Origin of the sequence: Chryseobacterium hilariae (genome assembly GCF_051400735.1) — a bacterium.
Taxonomy (GTDB): Bacteria; Bacteroidota; Bacteroidia; order Flavobacteriales; family Weeksellaceae; genus Chryseobacterium.
In genome coordinates, this window is record NZ_JBLFFJ010000002.1 from 219,479 (window position 1) to 233,049 (window position 13,571).

General features: G+C 35.0%; 16 protein-coding genes. 11 read left to right on the forward strand and 5 right to left on the reverse strand.

Annotated features, from left to right (window positions below; all coding sequences use genetic code 11):
• Nucleotides 1–477 (reverse strand): 30S ribosomal protein S7, encoded by a 477-nt coding sequence (rpsG, locus tag ACMGDK_RS07845; RefSeq protein WP_007839548.1) that lies wholly within the window; start codon nucleotides 475–477, stop codon nucleotides 1–3.
• 23 nt (nucleotides 478–500) lie between these two features.
• Nucleotides 501–914, reverse strand: a complete 414-nt coding sequence (gene rpsL / locus ACMGDK_RS07850; RefSeq protein ID WP_002983146.1) for a 30S ribosomal protein S12 — start codon at nucleotides 912–914, stop codon at nucleotides 501–503.
• A gap of 368 nt (nucleotides 915–1,282) precedes the next feature.
• Here rpsL and ACMGDK_RS07855 point away from each other — a divergent pair, with 368 nt between their 5' ends.
• From ACMGDK_RS07855 to ACMGDK_RS07895, 9 genes are all read left to right on the forward strand, one after another.
• Complete coding sequence (locus tag ACMGDK_RS07855) at nucleotides 1,283–1,759, forward strand: Dps family protein (protein WP_116012047.1); 477 nt, start codon at nucleotides 1,283–1,285, stop codon at nucleotides 1,757–1,759.
• 90 nt (nucleotides 1,760–1,849) lie between these two features.
• Entirely contained in the window at nucleotides 1,850–3,028 is a 1,179-nt protein-coding gene (gene pncB, locus ACMGDK_RS07860) for a nicotinate phosphoribosyltransferase (RefSeq protein ID WP_436807423.1), read from the forward strand.
• A gap of 60 nt (nucleotides 3,029–3,088) precedes the next feature.
• Nucleotides 3,089–3,559, forward strand: coding sequence for a YciI family protein (locus ACMGDK_RS07865; RefSeq protein WP_436807424.1), 471 nt, complete (start codon nucleotides 3,089–3,091; stop codon nucleotides 3,557–3,559).
• A gap of 130 nt (nucleotides 3,560–3,689) precedes the next feature.
• Complete coding sequence (locus ACMGDK_RS07870) at nucleotides 3,690–3,926, forward strand: hypothetical protein (RefSeq protein ID WP_436807425.1); 237 nt, start codon at nucleotides 3,690–3,692, stop codon at nucleotides 3,924–3,926.
• Between the two features lie 80 nt (nucleotides 3,927–4,006).
• The gene (locus ACMGDK_RS07875) at nucleotides 4,007–4,684 is read left to right on the forward strand and encodes a hypothetical protein (RefSeq protein WP_223558222.1); all 678 of its coding nucleotides are present in this window, start codon (nucleotides 4,007–4,009) and stop codon (nucleotides 4,682–4,684) included.
• Between the two features lie 77 nt (nucleotides 4,685–4,761).
• Nucleotides 4,762–6,264, forward strand: coding sequence for a DNA recombination protein RmuC (locus ACMGDK_RS07880; RefSeq protein WP_436807426.1), 1,503 nt, complete (start codon nucleotides 4,762–4,764; stop codon nucleotides 6,262–6,264).
• Nucleotides 6,265–6,397: 133 nt separating this feature from the next.
• A complete protein-coding gene (locus ACMGDK_RS07885) occupies nucleotides 6,398–7,246 on the forward strand; it encodes a LytR/AlgR family response regulator transcription factor (RefSeq protein ID WP_436807427.1) in 849 nt (282 codons plus the stop codon).
• 90 nt (nucleotides 7,247–7,336) lie between these two features.
• Entirely contained in the window at nucleotides 7,337–8,122 is a 786-nt protein-coding gene (locus ACMGDK_RS07890) for a CPBP family intramembrane glutamic endopeptidase (RefSeq protein WP_436807428.1), read from the forward strand.
• A gap of 26 nt (nucleotides 8,123–8,148) precedes the next feature.
• On the forward strand, nucleotides 8,149–8,916 hold the full coding sequence (locus tag ACMGDK_RS07895) for a TrmH family RNA methyltransferase (RefSeq protein WP_436807429.1): 768 nt from the start codon (nucleotides 8,149–8,151) through the stop codon (nucleotides 8,914–8,916).
• Between the two features lie 142 nt (nucleotides 8,917–9,058).
• On the opposite strand, the gene ACMGDK_RS07900 is transcribed toward ACMGDK_RS07895, so the two are convergent.
• Nucleotides 9,059–9,400: a hypothetical protein gene (locus ACMGDK_RS07900; protein WP_076507063.1), complete on the reverse strand. Its 342-nt coding sequence runs from the start codon at nucleotides 9,398–9,400 to the stop codon at nucleotides 9,059–9,061.
• Nucleotides 9,401–9,582: 182 nt separating this feature from the next.
• Between ACMGDK_RS07900 and ACMGDK_RS07905 the strand changes: the two genes are divergently transcribed.
• Both ACMGDK_RS07905 and ACMGDK_RS07910 read left to right on the forward strand, forming a co-directional pair.
• On the forward strand, nucleotides 9,583–10,764 hold the full coding sequence (locus tag ACMGDK_RS07905; protein WP_436807430.1) for a hypothetical protein: 1,182 nt from the start codon (nucleotides 9,583–9,585) through the stop codon (nucleotides 10,762–10,764).
• The gene (locus ACMGDK_RS07910) at nucleotides 10,748–11,329 is read left to right on the forward strand and encodes a hypothetical protein (protein WP_436807431.1); all 582 of its coding nucleotides are present in this window, start codon (nucleotides 10,748–10,750) and stop codon (nucleotides 11,327–11,329) included. Before ACMGDK_RS07905 ends, ACMGDK_RS07910 begins: the two co-directional genes overlap by 17 nt.
• Here ACMGDK_RS07910 and ACMGDK_RS07915 read toward each other — a convergent pair.
• Nucleotides 11,278–11,853: a 5-formyltetrahydrofolate cyclo-ligase gene (locus tag ACMGDK_RS07915; RefSeq protein WP_495849244.1), complete on the reverse strand. Its 576-nt coding sequence runs from the start codon at nucleotides 11,851–11,853 to the stop codon at nucleotides 11,278–11,280. The genes ACMGDK_RS07910 and ACMGDK_RS07915 overlap by 52 nt on opposite strands.
• Before the next feature lie 17 nt (nucleotides 11,854–11,870).
• Entirely contained in the window at nucleotides 11,871–13,223 is a 1,353-nt protein-coding gene (trhO, locus tag ACMGDK_RS07920; RefSeq protein WP_436807433.1) for an oxygen-dependent tRNA uridine(34) hydroxylase TrhO, read from the reverse strand.
• Nucleotides 13,224–13,571 lie beyond the last annotated feature (348 nt).

Here is a 13,571-nt window from a genome sequence, read left to right on the forward strand (position 1 = left end):
TTAGAATTTAAAGTGTGAGAAAGCTTTGTTAGCTTCCGCCATTTTGTGAGTATCAGATTTCTTTTTGTAAGCAGCACCTTCTTCTCTGGAAGCAGCTACCACTTCATTAGCTAATTTCAAAGCCATAGACTTATCATTTCTAGCTTTTGAATATTTGATTAACCATTTCATTGCCATAGAAATTTTTCTGTCAGCTCTGATTGGCATAGGGATTTGGAAGTTAGCTCCACCTACTCTTCTAGAACGTACTTCTACGTGAGGCATTACATTAGTAAGTGCATCTTTCCAGATTTCAAGTGCAGTTTTTTCGTTATCTCCTTTTTTAGTTTCTACGATATCTAATGCATCATAGAAAATTTTGAATGCGATTGACTTTTTACCGTCAAGCATTAGGTTGTTTACGAATCTAGTTACCAATTGATCATTAAACTTCGGATCTGGTAACAACGGTCTTTTTTTCGCTTTTGTCTTTCTCATTGCTTCTGTACCTTATTTAATGATTATTTTTTCTTTCCTTTTGCTGGTGCAGCAGCTGCCTGACCTGGCTTAGGTCTCTTAGCTCCATACTTCGATCTTCTCTGTGTTCTTCCATTTACACCTGCAGTGTCTAAAGCACCTCTTACGATGTGGTAACGTACTCCCGGTAGGTCTTTCACCCTTCCGCCTCTTACCAATACTATCGAGTGCTCTTGAAGATTATGTCCTTCGCCCGGGATGTAGGCGTTGACTTCTTTCCCGTTAGAAAGTCTTACCCTTGCAACTTTTCTAAGTGCAGAGTTAGGTTTCTTAGGAGTGGTAGTATATACTCTCGTACATACACCTCGTCTTTGTGGACAAGAATCAAGGGCAGCCGATTTGCTCTTCTTGGCAAGCGTGGCTCTTCCTTTTCTTACTAATTGTTGAATAGTAGGCATTTAATTGCTTTTTATTTTAGGGTGCAAAAATAGGAATATTTTTTTAATCTACAAAAACTTATATAAAAATTAAAATCAAACACTTACACGAAAAAGCAGTCGCCTCTGAACAGCCAAATAACAGACTGTTGATTTACATTGAGAAAATATGAAATTAGAAAAGGTTTTTATCTTACAGACCATATATTAAATAATTGTAAAACTTATCAATTAATACTTCCTTCATATACATATAGCATAATCATTCTGAATAGAAAATTTAACTAATCCAAACTATTTTAAAAAATTTTCATATAGTTATCTTCTATTGAGATTGAAGGCCTTTCGGCATAATATTTTCTAAATTTGTTAACATAAAAAATAAACATATGAAAAATGCAAGCATTATCGGCCTGAAAGAAGCCGATTGTAAAAACATTTCAGAAAAATTAAATATTCTTTTAGCCAATTATTCAATATTCTATCAAAATACAAGAGGCTCACACTGGAACATCAAAGGTGATCAGTTTTTTACTCTTCATCCTAAATTCGAGGAACTGTACAACAGCCTTGTATTGAAGATCGACGAAATCGCAGAAAGAATCCTTACACTGGGTGCAACTCCGGCTCATAACTATTCAGACTATTTGAAAGTGGCTACCATTAAAGAAAGCAAGGAAGTAACGGATGCCAATAAAAGTGTTGAGCTTATTCTGAACTCTTTCAAAGTAGTAATTGATCTGCAGAGAGAACTTCTGGACATTACAGATGCTGCAGGAGATGAAGGAACCAATTCCCAAATGAGCGACTATATCACTGAACAGGAAAAAGAAGTATGGATGTACAATTCCTATTTAGGAAAGTAACCTACAAAAATCAACTGATTAAAAAAATCGTCTTACATTTAGGCGATTTTTATTTTAAATAATTATATTTGCGTTAAAATTACACATATCATGCACGACGTTAGATTAAACTCTATTCTGGATAACGATTTCTATAAAATAACAATGCAAAATGCAGTGGTGAAACTATTTCCGAGCTCCATTGTAAAATATGAATTCATCAACAGAGGAAAGCATCAGTTTCCGGAAGGTTTTGATGTTGCCTTAAAAGAGGCGGTCAATAAAATGGCAGAATTAAAGCTGACGAAGGAAGAAAAAAAATTCATGGCAAGAACCTGCCCATATATAGACCTGCCCTACCTTGATTTTTTAGAAGGTTATCACTATGATCCGTCTGAAGTAAAAATACGCCAGGAAGGCAATGAGCTTTCTGTAACCGTTGAAGGACTTTGGTACAGAACTATCCTTTGGGAAGTTCCACTTCTTGCTTTGATCAGCGAGCTTCATTACGAAATGAATCATATGGAACGAGATTCTAATGAGATCGTTATGAACAGAACATTGGAAAAGGCGACTTCTCTAGCGAGATTAGGGGTAAATTTCGCAGAATTCGGGACCAGAAGAAGACATTCTTATAAGGTACAGAATCTGGTGATGGAAGCTTTAACGCATAGTAAAGAATCAACTTTTATCGGAAGCTCCAATGTTCATTTTGCCATGAAATACGGTGTAAAACCCATTGGTACCCACGCACATGAATGGTTTATGTTCCATGCCGCTGAATACGGATTCAAAATGGCTAATGAACTGGCTCTGGAACATTGGGTAGATGTTTACCGAGGTGATCTTGGAGTCGCGCTTTCAGACACCTATACTACCGATGTTTTCTTCCAGCAGTTCGACAAGAAATTTGCCAAATTGTTTGATGGCGTGCGCCACGACAGCGGTGATCCATTGGAATTTGCAGATAAAACAATAGCCCACTACATCAATAACGGGATTAATCCTCTATTTAAATACATTATCTTCTCGGATGCTTTGAACCTGGAAAAAGTAGAAGAAATTACCAATTACTGCAGAGGAAAGATTGGCGTATCATTCGGGATCGGAACCAATCTTACCAACGATGTCGGTTTAAAACCAATGAACATCGTCATGAAACTGATCGGAGTACAGGCACCAAATAAAGAATGGATTGCCACAGTAAAACTTTCCGATGAGCATGGTAAATATACCGGTGACCCTAAAATGATTGAACTTGCTAAGGAATTTTTAAGAATAAAAGATTAATTTAGATTTTAGATATCAGATTTCAGACATAAGAGCTAGACTTACAATAAAATCATTGCTATGAAATTTAAAATTTATTTATCCCTCACTCTTTTAGTGGCAACTTTATCTTTTGCCCAGGAAAAGAAAGCAGAAAAACCGAAATTCAACCAAGAGCTTGCAACATCTCTCGGCGCTGATAAATACGGAATGAAATATTACACCATCGTGATGCTTACTAAAGGAAGCACAAAAATTGATGATAAAGCCAAAATGGGTGAATTAATGAAGGGGCACATGGCCAACATCGGAAAGCTGGCTGATGAAGGAAAAATTGTGGTAGCCGGACCTTTTTTGGAACAAAACAAAGAAAATTACCGCGGTATGTTTATTTTCAACACAAAATCTAAAGAGGAAGCTGAACAATGGGTAAAAACTGACCCTGCGGTACTGGCTGGAGTCTTCGGCTATGAAATCTTTCCTTGGTATGGTTCTGCAGCATTGCCTTTGTATTTAAAACATCATGAAGAAATATCTAAGGAGAATCCATAGAACATCTTCTTAAAAATATCAATCTAAAAATAAATCATTATGTAACTTCATAGTGATTTATTTTTTCATTATCTTAGAGGTTCATTTCCAGATGTATACAAATTAAAACCATCAAAAAAAAATTAATACCATGAAAAAAATGAACGTATCTAAACTTTCGAGAACAGAACTGAAAGATGTTTTCGGCGGAAATTTATATCCGGCACAATGCCCGGGAGGATGCCCTGGTGAAGCCATGATCAGATGTCCTGACGGCACAACCACTATGACTAATTATATATGTATGGGTGGAAGATGCGAAGTAGCCGCAATGTGTAAACCATTGGTTCTTGAACCTTTTCCAGATCCGATTACCATCACTCCATAATTAGATCAACAAATATAAAGTGAGTCTTCCGGCTCACTTTTTTATCATATTTAATAAGCAGAAACATTCTATCTCTCAAAATGAAAAGAAACCTTAGCATCTTGTTTTTATTTTATCTAAGTATTTTTTGTACAGCTCAAAATAAAAAACACCCTGAAATCATTAATTCAGGATATAAGGGAAAAATACGTTCACTTACAATCAAAATATACAGCGATTCCATAAAAGATAAACCTGCTGATTCCTTAATCTCTGTGAAAACCCGTTATTATAATGAAGATGGAAATGCTACAAAAGAATCATATCAAAGCAATAAAGACCGGCAAATTACCGAGTATGAGTTTAAAAACGGTTTAAAAACAGGGTATTCTTTAAGCAGAGATGGAGAAGTCAGGCTCAGAGCAAAAATTACTCATCAAAAGGGCGGATATCTCATCGACCTGTATGACTTACAGAACAGGCTGGTATCAAAAGATAAATATAGGTATAATGAACTTTTAAGAATAAAAAGCAACGAACGCATGATTTATGACAATCAGAGCGGTCAACTTAAAAGCCATTCATTTGTCGATTATTATTACAATGAAGAAGGATTTATTTCAGGGTATGATGTAAAAGATCTATTGACTGCCCAAACCATTGCTTACAGATTTCAGACATCTCATAAAGACAAGCACAAAAATCCCGATAAATTAATCTTATTAAAAAATAATCTGCCTTTCCAGATTCATATGATAGATATTGAATATTATAAATAATAACTACCATCCCATTCTACAAAATTTTAACGGTTTCCCGTAAAAGAAATCAATTTTTCTTTTTGTAATTTTGAAACATGGAGATGACCTATTTACTTATTGGATTTATTGCCGGCGGAATTCTGGGTGCCGTTATTTTGTATTTCGCATTAAAATCGTCTACGGTTTCAAGAAATTCTTATGACGATTTGAATAATCTGCATATCAAAAACAATTCAGACCTGGAAAATCTTAATCTGAAAGTTCAGGAACTGAGCCAAAATATAAACAAAGAAAAGGAACTGAATCAGCAACAAACCGACCTGTTGAATGATCTGAAAAATGAATATGCAAAAATTTCGGCAGAACATACTTCTTTAAATGCTCAATTTTTAGAACAGAAACAGCTCAATTCAAAACAAACTTCCCAAATAGAGAACCTTATCTCCGAGAAGCAGCATATTTTTGCTAAAAACTCAGAACTTACTGCTAAGAACGACAGCCTGCAACAGTCTCTTGATAACCAAAAGGAAGAGATCATTAAGATTCAGGAAGAATCAAAGCTGCAGTTTGAAAATCTGGCCAACAAAATTTTAGAGGAAAAAACAGAAAAGTTCACGACTTTAAATCAAAATAATTTAAAAAACATCCTTGAACCTTTTCAGGAAAAGATCACCGACCTTAAAAACAGGGTAAACGAAGCTTATGAAAAAGAAAATAAGGAGCGTTTTTCTCTCGCAGAAAAAGTAAAAGAGCTTGCTGAGCTGAATCAGCAGATTTCAGAAGACGCAAAAAAGCTGACAAGAGCTTTAAAAGGGGAAAGCAAAACTCAGGGAAACTGGGGCGAAATGATCCTTGAAAGCATTCTTGAAAAATCCGGGCTTGTAAAAGGAAGGGAATATTTCCTTGAGCATGAACTTCGTGATGAAGATAACAAAGCTTTGTTCTCGGAGTTTTCCGGTAAGAAGATGCGTCCTGATGCCGTTGTAAAATATCCGGATGAGAGAAATGTGATCATCGATTCCAAAGTATCTCTTACTGCCTTTACGGAACTGGTAGACGAAAATGACCAGGATGTTTATGCAATGAAGCTTAACCAGCATTTGGGTTCAATCAAAAATCATATTCTTCAGCTGAGCCAGAAAGCTTATGATGATTATGGAAAGTCCTTGGATTTCGTTATGATGTTCATCCCGAGTGAACCGGCTTATATTGCAGCCATGCAGGCAGACCAGAACCTTTGGAACTTCGCTTACGAAAGAAGAATCCTTTTGCTGAACCCGAGCAACCTGATTACTTCCCTGAAGCTTATTGCAGATCTATGGAAACGTGAGTACCAGAACAGAAACTCTATGGAAATTGCTGATCGTGGAGCAAAGCTGTATGATAAATTCGTGGGGTTTGTTGAAAATCTTGAGAAAGTCGGGAAAAATCTTGATCAGGCTAAAAATGTATACAATGATGCTTACAAGCAGCTTTCTACAGGAAATGACAACCTTGTCATTCAGACCCAAAAACTGAAATCCTTAGGAATCAAAAACAAAAAAGATCTGCCTCAAAGCCTTATTGACAACGGTAATTTTTTAGAAACAGAAAACTGATGATTAAAAGGATATGATTCTTTTAATCATCAGCGTTGCCATTTTTGCGACATCTCTTGCGCTGTCCTCAGCATTTTCATTCAATGCCAGTTGCTCAGCTAACTTTAAAAATTAAATTCCAAAGACTAATTATATGTTTTCCCTTGCAACATATTCTTATCCAAAATCTGAATCTTATAAAGAGATTCTGCTTTCATCGGTTGCTGCCGGCATTTTAATCTATATATTCCTGATTGTTTTTCAGCCTTTTGGGACAGACAACTTCCGGCATCAGTATAAGTATCTGTTGCTTTTCCCTTATTCCGTTATCTTTGGATTAGCTTTTTTTGCTGCAAACCTTAGTATTATCCGTTTCAGAGACTGGAATATTGGCTCCGAATTGCTGAAGGTGACAGGTATTCTTTTTTCAGCCTCTATCCTTTCCTATTTTTACAATACTTTGTTCATAAGCCATGTTACGCTGAGCTTTAGCAATTATCTCTATATGTTTCTGTATTGTCTGGCGCTGGGAATCCCTATTTCCACTATTTATATATTGTCGAGGTATATTTATTTGAAAAGTACTTACGAAAAAACGACGAAAGAGGTTTCCCCGCAGCTTGTAGAGCAAAATAAATCTATCGGTGCCGCATTCAATAAATCATTGAGTATATCTGCAAATAACACGGATTTACAGATTCCAGAAGAGAACTTCATCTGTGCGCAGTCTATGGAAAACTACTGTTCAATATATTTTTTGGAAAATGGGCAGATGAGAAAACTTGTGATCAGAATAAGCCTCTCAAAACTTTTGAATCAGCTTCAGACAGATTCTATAAAAAGATGTCACCGTTCCTATATTGTTAATTTAAATAAGGTTAAAAATCTTAAAGGAAACGCACAGGGCTACAGACTTTTTCTTTCTGATATTGATTTTGAGATCCCCGTTTCAAGGAGCTTTATTTCGTTGATTATTCCAAAATTAAGATCTTCAAAAGCCTGATATTTGCTGTCCGTCACATTCTTTTGTCATTCATCACTTTCATTTGGCTGACTTTATTGCAATCTTCATTTTTGTTCAAAATTATAAGCCATGAACAAAACTATTTCATTCTTTTTCTTTTTTATTCTTGGGTTTTCTGTCTACTATTTCGTTGATCTCTCTTATTTTAAAAGTATTCAAACCTACGTTAAAGAACTATCCGGGAGCAAAGCTGCCGCCCATGTTGCAGCATACTGTGTCACAATGTTCCCACTCATCATTACCTTAAAAATCATATTTCCGGAAAGGGATATTATCAGCCTTTTTTCAATCCATAAGCCCATTCTAAAAGGTTTTTCGATAGCTTTTATAGGTACGCTTCCTATGTTTATCGGTTATTTTATGAATTTTGAACCAGCAGAAAATATTAATTTCCAATCTCTCTTCATTAATAGCATTTCATCTCCTTTTTTTGAAGAACTTATTTTCAGGGCATTTCTTATAGGGATTCTATACAGATTTACCAGGTTAGGATTTATTACTTCCGCCTTATTCGGATCATTATTATTTGCTCAGGTGCATTTATATCAGGGCAGCAGCTTCACAAAGCTTACTGAAATATTTCTCATCACATTTTTAGGTTCCATCTTTTTTTCATGGGTTTATTTTGAGACTGATTTTAATCTTTGGACGGCAATTTTCCTTCATCTTTTCATGAATCTCTATTGGGAAATTTTTAATGTTTCAGACAATGTTTTAGGGAATATGTATGGAAATTTATTTAAAATCTTATCTATTTTGCTCGTCATAGCCCTAATTATCTACAATAAACGCAGAAATAAAATACCTTTTCAAATTACCAGACAAAACCTTTTCAATAAAACCAGGCAGATGTAATCACAAATTTTGTATAATTTTGCAGCATGTTGATAGAAAGTTTTCAAAACGATAAAATAAAAAATGTCACCAAACTTCTTGCTGACAACAGGTTCCGTAAAAAATCAAAAGTTTTTGTGGTTGAAGGACAGCAGGAAAATGAAAGAGCTTTACAGTATGATTTTGAGCCTAACGAATTTTTTATCAGCGAAAATATATTTAAAGGAAAGCTTCCGGAAGGCAGGATTCATTATGTAAGTGAAAAGGTATATGAAAAAATAGCCTACAGAGGAAGCTCTGAAGGAATTATAGGAATTTATAAGACTAAAGAAAATCTCCTTTCATCATTTATTCCCAAAGAAAATTCTACCATTATCATTGTAGAAGGTGTAGAAAAGCCAGGTAACCTTGGCGCTATCCTGAGAAGCTGCGAGGCTTTCGGAATTGATGCCCTGATTGTAGCAGACGGAAAAGCTGACTTTTATAACCCTAATGTGATACGGTCAAGTGTTGGATGTCTTTTTGGAATGGAAGTGTATGATGCTGAAAATGAAGAAACCTTTGCATTTCTGCAGAAAAACGATTTTAATATTTACACCACTCTTATGGATGAGACCGCTGAGGATCTTTATAAAAGAGATTTCAGGCAGCGTTCTGCCGTTTTATTCGGAACGGAGCATTCCGGATTAAGTGAGTTCTGGATTGGAAAAGGAAAAAATACGCTGATCCCTATGGCAGGAAGCATTGACTCTTTGAATCTGAGCAATGCAGTAGCCATTACCTGCTATGAGTCGTTAAGGCAAAAGAAAGGATAGAGATCTGGACTTTTTTATTTAACCCGATTGAGCTTGCTTTCCCTTTGGCGTGTACTCAGAGGTTAAGACCTAAAAGTTTAAAGCATAAAAAAACCGTCTCACTGGGTGAAACGGTTCTTTTATTGTTAAGCTTATGCTAGAATTATTTCTTAGCAGCGTCTTTAACTTCTTTAGCAGCATCTTTTGCAGCACCTTTAGCAGCATCAGCAGCACCTTTAGCAGCGTCAGCAGCAGCTTCAGTTGTAGCTTTAGCAGCATCAGCACCAGCAGCAGTTGTAGCAGCAGCAGCATCTTTAGTAGCATCAACAGCAACGTTAGCAGCTGAATCAATTACTTTAGCAGCAGAATCAGAAACTACAGCAGCAGAATCAGCTACGTTAGCAGCAGCAGAATCAGTTGCTCCTTCAGTAGAAGTAGCTTCAGTTTTTTTACAAGCAACTAGAGAGATTGCAGCGATAGCAGCTACGAATAATGACTTTTTCATAATAAATTAAATTTAATTTTGTTAATATTGTTTTTATAAATTTTCTTCTGTTCTGTTATTTGAACAAGACAAAGGTAGAGCAGATACAAAAGTTGTTTATGAAAAATAATTGTAATACATTTGTAAAATTGTTTTACAAAAAAACAATACTGATAATCAACAATTTAATTATCTTATAAAAATTGACAGATTTAGATCTATTGCACTTTGAACAGCTAAAAAAAGACGTTCAGACAGAATATTTAAAAAAATCTACTCCTTCTCATGATGAAATTTCAAAATGGAAGGGGATAGATATTATATATTTCCAGGAAGACCTTCGAAAAAAAGCGAAAGGTAACATCAGCGAAAAATCATTTTACACCTATTTTAAAACTTCGCCGGTTACCAAATTACCGAGAATCGATATGCTCAATTTATTGAGTATTTATGCAGGATACGAATCATGGTACGATTTCAAGAAGCAACATCTTTTTGCAGGAGAATTGCTGCAGGAAAATGAAGATCTTGAACAAGAAGAAATTTTGGAATTAGAAAAAACAGTCTCTTCGGCTCCTGAATTGCCAAAAGCTGAAATCCAATCTCAAAAAACAGAACTTCAGCCACAGGAAAACATTGATTTACAAAAATCAATACCTGAAAATCAAATAATTACACATAATCCTGTAACAATTCCCCCGACAGAAATACAACCTCCTGTCGCAAGAAAAAATTTACTCAAAAAAAATGCCTGGGCTATCGTTACCTCTGTTTTGATAGCCATTACCGGAATTCTCGGATTTAAGGACCAAATATTTTCTAAAACTTATAAATACTGTTTTACGGATAAGGACCGTGGTGTTTCTGTAATTAATACTTTAGAAATAAGAGTGATTAAAGAAAATGAATCGCCGCTTCTCTATAAATTAAAACCGGGTGAATGTTTTTATTACTCTACCAAAGACAAAAACATCAAAATGCAGATCAGCGCTCCTTTTTATGAGTATCTGGAAGTCAACAGGAATCTGGAAAATGCTCCGGACGAGGAAATGATCGAGCTGAAACCGGATGATTACAAGATGGCAGCCTATTACTTCTCGATTAAAGATGTAAAAGGAGGTAATCCGGAAGAGCAGGTAGCCCTGATCAAACAGAAAAGAAACCAACTGGAAAACCTGATCAGCAACAATGCCGTGATTTATCAGGTGTACGACAATAAAACATATGGTATAGAAAGGCTTGACAAGCAAAAATACATTACACTGGTAACAACACCTACCACATCTCTGAAAAATCTTAATGTTATAGAGATGAAAAAGGACAGTAAGGGAAAAATAGTATCTATTAAATTTAAAATTGCATCCACAGATGAAGAAAATAAATAAGTTTTTAATTTTCGCAGTACTTGTTTTAGCATTTATTTCCTGCAATAATAAAAAGACGGAAGTAAGTGATCTGGATAAATTAAGAAACAGCACCAACATAAAAAGCTATCCTGCCGTACAGATGGACAGTATGCAGGCCATAAATTCCATCACCAAGCAGAAAGTACAGGAACTTCTTGACCTTTCAACGCTTTACCTTTCCGGAAACAGAAATACAGAGATCGATACGGTGATTTTTTCACAAATGGAAAGCTACTTCCATAAGCCGGATTCTTTGACATTCAAAAAGTTGTTAAAAGAACTGGACAGTTTAAAAGTAAAATCGGTGAAAGTAAATAGCTTAAATGTTTATAAAGAGTTTTATAAAAAAGATACGCTGGATTATGCTAAATTCAATCTGGAATATTTTGACTCAAAAAATAAATCTCTGGGAACTTTTGAGAAAAATGCTCAATATATTTTGCTTTCTACTCCGATGATTAAAAAGGAATTTAAATTTTATTTCTTAGATTTTTACTCAGATCCGTTAAAGAAAGACAGCACATCTGTAGGTGTCACCAAATAGTCCAGCGGAATATCATTTTCCCAGATGTCATCGATATTTTCATCGGGGTTAAAGTAATTAACTCCGATTTTTTTTGTTTCAGAAGGAACCATTTCAAAAAAAGCATCGTAAAATCCTTTTCCGTAGCCCACTCTATTTCCTTTTTTATCACAATACAGCAAAGGAGTAATGACATAATTAAAATCTAAAAAACCGGAATCTTCATTAGAAACAGGCTCTGAAATACCCCAATTATTAACTTCGAATTTTGACTCATTAAAAATCTCCACAGAAATTAATTTTGCATCAACAATTTTAGGGACAAAGACTTTGATATTCCGGCTTAAAAAATAAGTAATGAATAATTGAGTATCAATTTCTTTAAACTTCACAATCGGAATAAAAACATGGACCTTCTGGCCTGGGACAGGCATAAAATAGTTAACAAAATTTTCAAAAATTTTTTCAGATAACAAGAAAGCCTCATCATTTGACAAGGCTTTTCTGTGTTGCATATATTTTTTTCTAAGTTCTGCTTTTAACATTATTATTGAGATTAAACTTACAGAATCTTATATAATTTATCTGACAAACGAACTCTGAAGGGAAGCTGAAAAGTGATCTGATCTCCTTTTTTTGCTGTTTCGCAAGGGCCTCCATTTGCAAAAAGCTCAGTAATGGTCAATTCCTGCTCACCAGTGGTTGGCCCTGAAATCAAGACCTTATCACCTACTGAAAGTTCTTTATTTTCAATTAAGAACTGTCCTATTTTTGATTTCGTATAATAATGTTCGGCCTTACCGATCAATACTTTTTTGATGGCTATTTTTTGTCGGATATTCTTCGTTTCTGCTTTTGCTAAAGGCTTATTAGGCAGATCACCTGACTTTTTAAATTTCAGTGCATCAGATTTTCCTTTTCTGAAAACTTTATTTCCAACCTGCAATCCTTTTCTTAATTTCAACTGCTCTTCCAAAGGTAAATGAATGGTTTCCAAACATTCTGTAGAACAGCAGTTTTCCATCGCAGCTTTACATTCATCACATTGAATAAATAATAAATGACAGGCATCATTAGCACAGTTTGTATGGTTGTCGCAAGGCTTTCCACATTGATGGCACTGCGCAATAATATCATCTGTAATTCTTTCGCCCAACCTGTGGTCAAATACAAAATTCTTTCCGATAAATTTACTTTTTATCCCTTCTTCTTTGATCTGACGGGTATATTCAATGATTCCGCCTTCTAATTGGAAAACGTTTTTAAAACCCTGATGTTTGAAATAGGCACTGGCTTTTTCACAACGAATTCCGCCTGTACAGTACATTAACAGGTTTTTATCTTCTTTGAAATCCTGTAACTGCTCGTTGATAATCGGTAAACTTTCTCTGAAATTTTCCACATCAGGAGTGATTGCCCCTTCAAAATGGCCTACTTCACTTTCGTAATGATTTCTGAAATCAACAACAATAGTATTCGGATCTTCAAGCAAATTATTAAATTCCTGAGCTTTTAAATGAATTCCTTTATTGGTAACATCAAAAGTATCATCGTTCAAACCATCAGCTACAATTTTATGTCTGACTTTTATGGTCAGTTTTAAAAAAGAGTAATCATCCTGCTCAACCGCTACATTTAAACGGATTCCTTTCATAAAGTCGTAAGCTTCCAGCGTATTACGAAAAGCCTCAAATTGATCCGCAGGAACACTCATCTGCGCATTAATACCTTCATGGGCAACATAAATACGGCCAAGAGCATCAAGCGCATTCCAGGCTATAAATAATTCGTCGCGAAATTTTTTGGGATCTTCAATTTTGGCATACGCATAGAAAGACAACGTAAGGCGTTCCTTACCAGCTTCATCAATAAGTTGAGCTCTTTCTTCTGCGCTTAAGGTGTTATACAGTTGCATGCTATAAACGTTTTAAGTGAGAAAAATATTTTTGCAAATATAATCATTTTCATTTGAATAGATTGATGCCACAGAGTAAATGGAAAAATCCGAAAATTGATCAATGAAGAACTTTTGGATTAATTGTTGTACCTTAAACATGAAATTTCATTTTCTCTGTCGTTTACGAAATGTGACATTTTTTCTTTAATAATTTTTTAAGTTCTGTTAATACGCCTTTTAAAATTATGACATAATGTATAAAATGACATAATAGCCGTTAAATTTTAGTTAAAATTGAAACACAGCATGTTAATTGCTTACTTATTTAGCATTAAATTTGTTCGCGAGAAAACAAGAATCAATAAA

Excerpts from the sequence above, each read along its gene's own strand:
- rpsG (WP_007839548.1), bottom strand. The coding sequence starts at position 477 with ATGAGAAAGACAAAAGCGAAAAAAAGACCGTTGTTACCAGATCCGAAG.
- rpsL (WP_002983146.1), bottom strand. The coding sequence starts at position 914 with ATGCCTACTATTCAACAATTAGTAAGAAAAGGAAGAGCCACGCTTGCC.
- ACMGDK_RS07855 (WP_116012047.1), top strand. The coding sequence starts at position 1,283 with ATGAAAAATGCAAGCATTATCGGCCTGAAAGAAGCCGATTGTAAAAAC.
- pncB (WP_436807423.1), top strand. The coding sequence starts at position 1,850 with ATGCACGACGTTAGATTAAACTCTATTCTGGATAACGATTTCTATAAA.
- ACMGDK_RS07865 (WP_436807424.1), top strand. The coding sequence starts at position 3,089 with ATGAAATTTAAAATTTATTTATCCCTCACTCTTTTAGTGGCAACTTTA.
- ACMGDK_RS07870 (WP_436807425.1), top strand. The coding sequence starts at position 3,690 with ATGAAAAAAATGAACGTATCTAAACTTTCGAGAACAGAACTGAAAGAT.
- ACMGDK_RS07875 (WP_223558222.1), top strand. The coding sequence starts at position 4,007 with ATGAAAAGAAACCTTAGCATCTTGTTTTTATTTTATCTAAGTATTTTT.
- ACMGDK_RS07880 (WP_436807426.1), top strand. The coding sequence starts at position 4,762 with ATGGAGATGACCTATTTACTTATTGGATTTATTGCCGGCGGAATTCTG.
- ACMGDK_RS07885 (WP_436807427.1), top strand. The coding sequence starts at position 6,398 with ATGTTTTCCCTTGCAACATATTCTTATCCAAAATCTGAATCTTATAAA.
- ACMGDK_RS07890 (WP_436807428.1), top strand. The coding sequence starts at position 7,337 with ATGAACAAAACTATTTCATTCTTTTTCTTTTTTATTCTTGGGTTTTCT.
- ACMGDK_RS07895 (WP_436807429.1), top strand. The coding sequence starts at position 8,149 with ATGTTGATAGAAAGTTTTCAAAACGATAAAATAAAAAATGTCACCAAA.
- ACMGDK_RS07900 (WP_076507063.1), bottom strand. The coding sequence starts at position 9,400 with ATGAAAAAGTCATTATTCGTAGCTGCTATCGCTGCAATCTCTCTAGTT.
- ACMGDK_RS07910 (WP_436807431.1), top strand. The coding sequence starts at position 10,748 with ATGAAGAAAATAAATAAGTTTTTAATTTTCGCAGTACTTGTTTTAGCA.
- ACMGDK_RS07915 (WP_495849244.1), bottom strand. The coding sequence starts at position 11,853 with ATGTTAAAAGCAGAACTTAGAAAAAAATATATGCAACACAGAAAAGCC.
- trhO (WP_436807433.1), bottom strand. The coding sequence starts at position 13,223 with ATGCAACTGTATAACACCTTAAGCGCAGAAGAAAGAGCTCAACTTATT.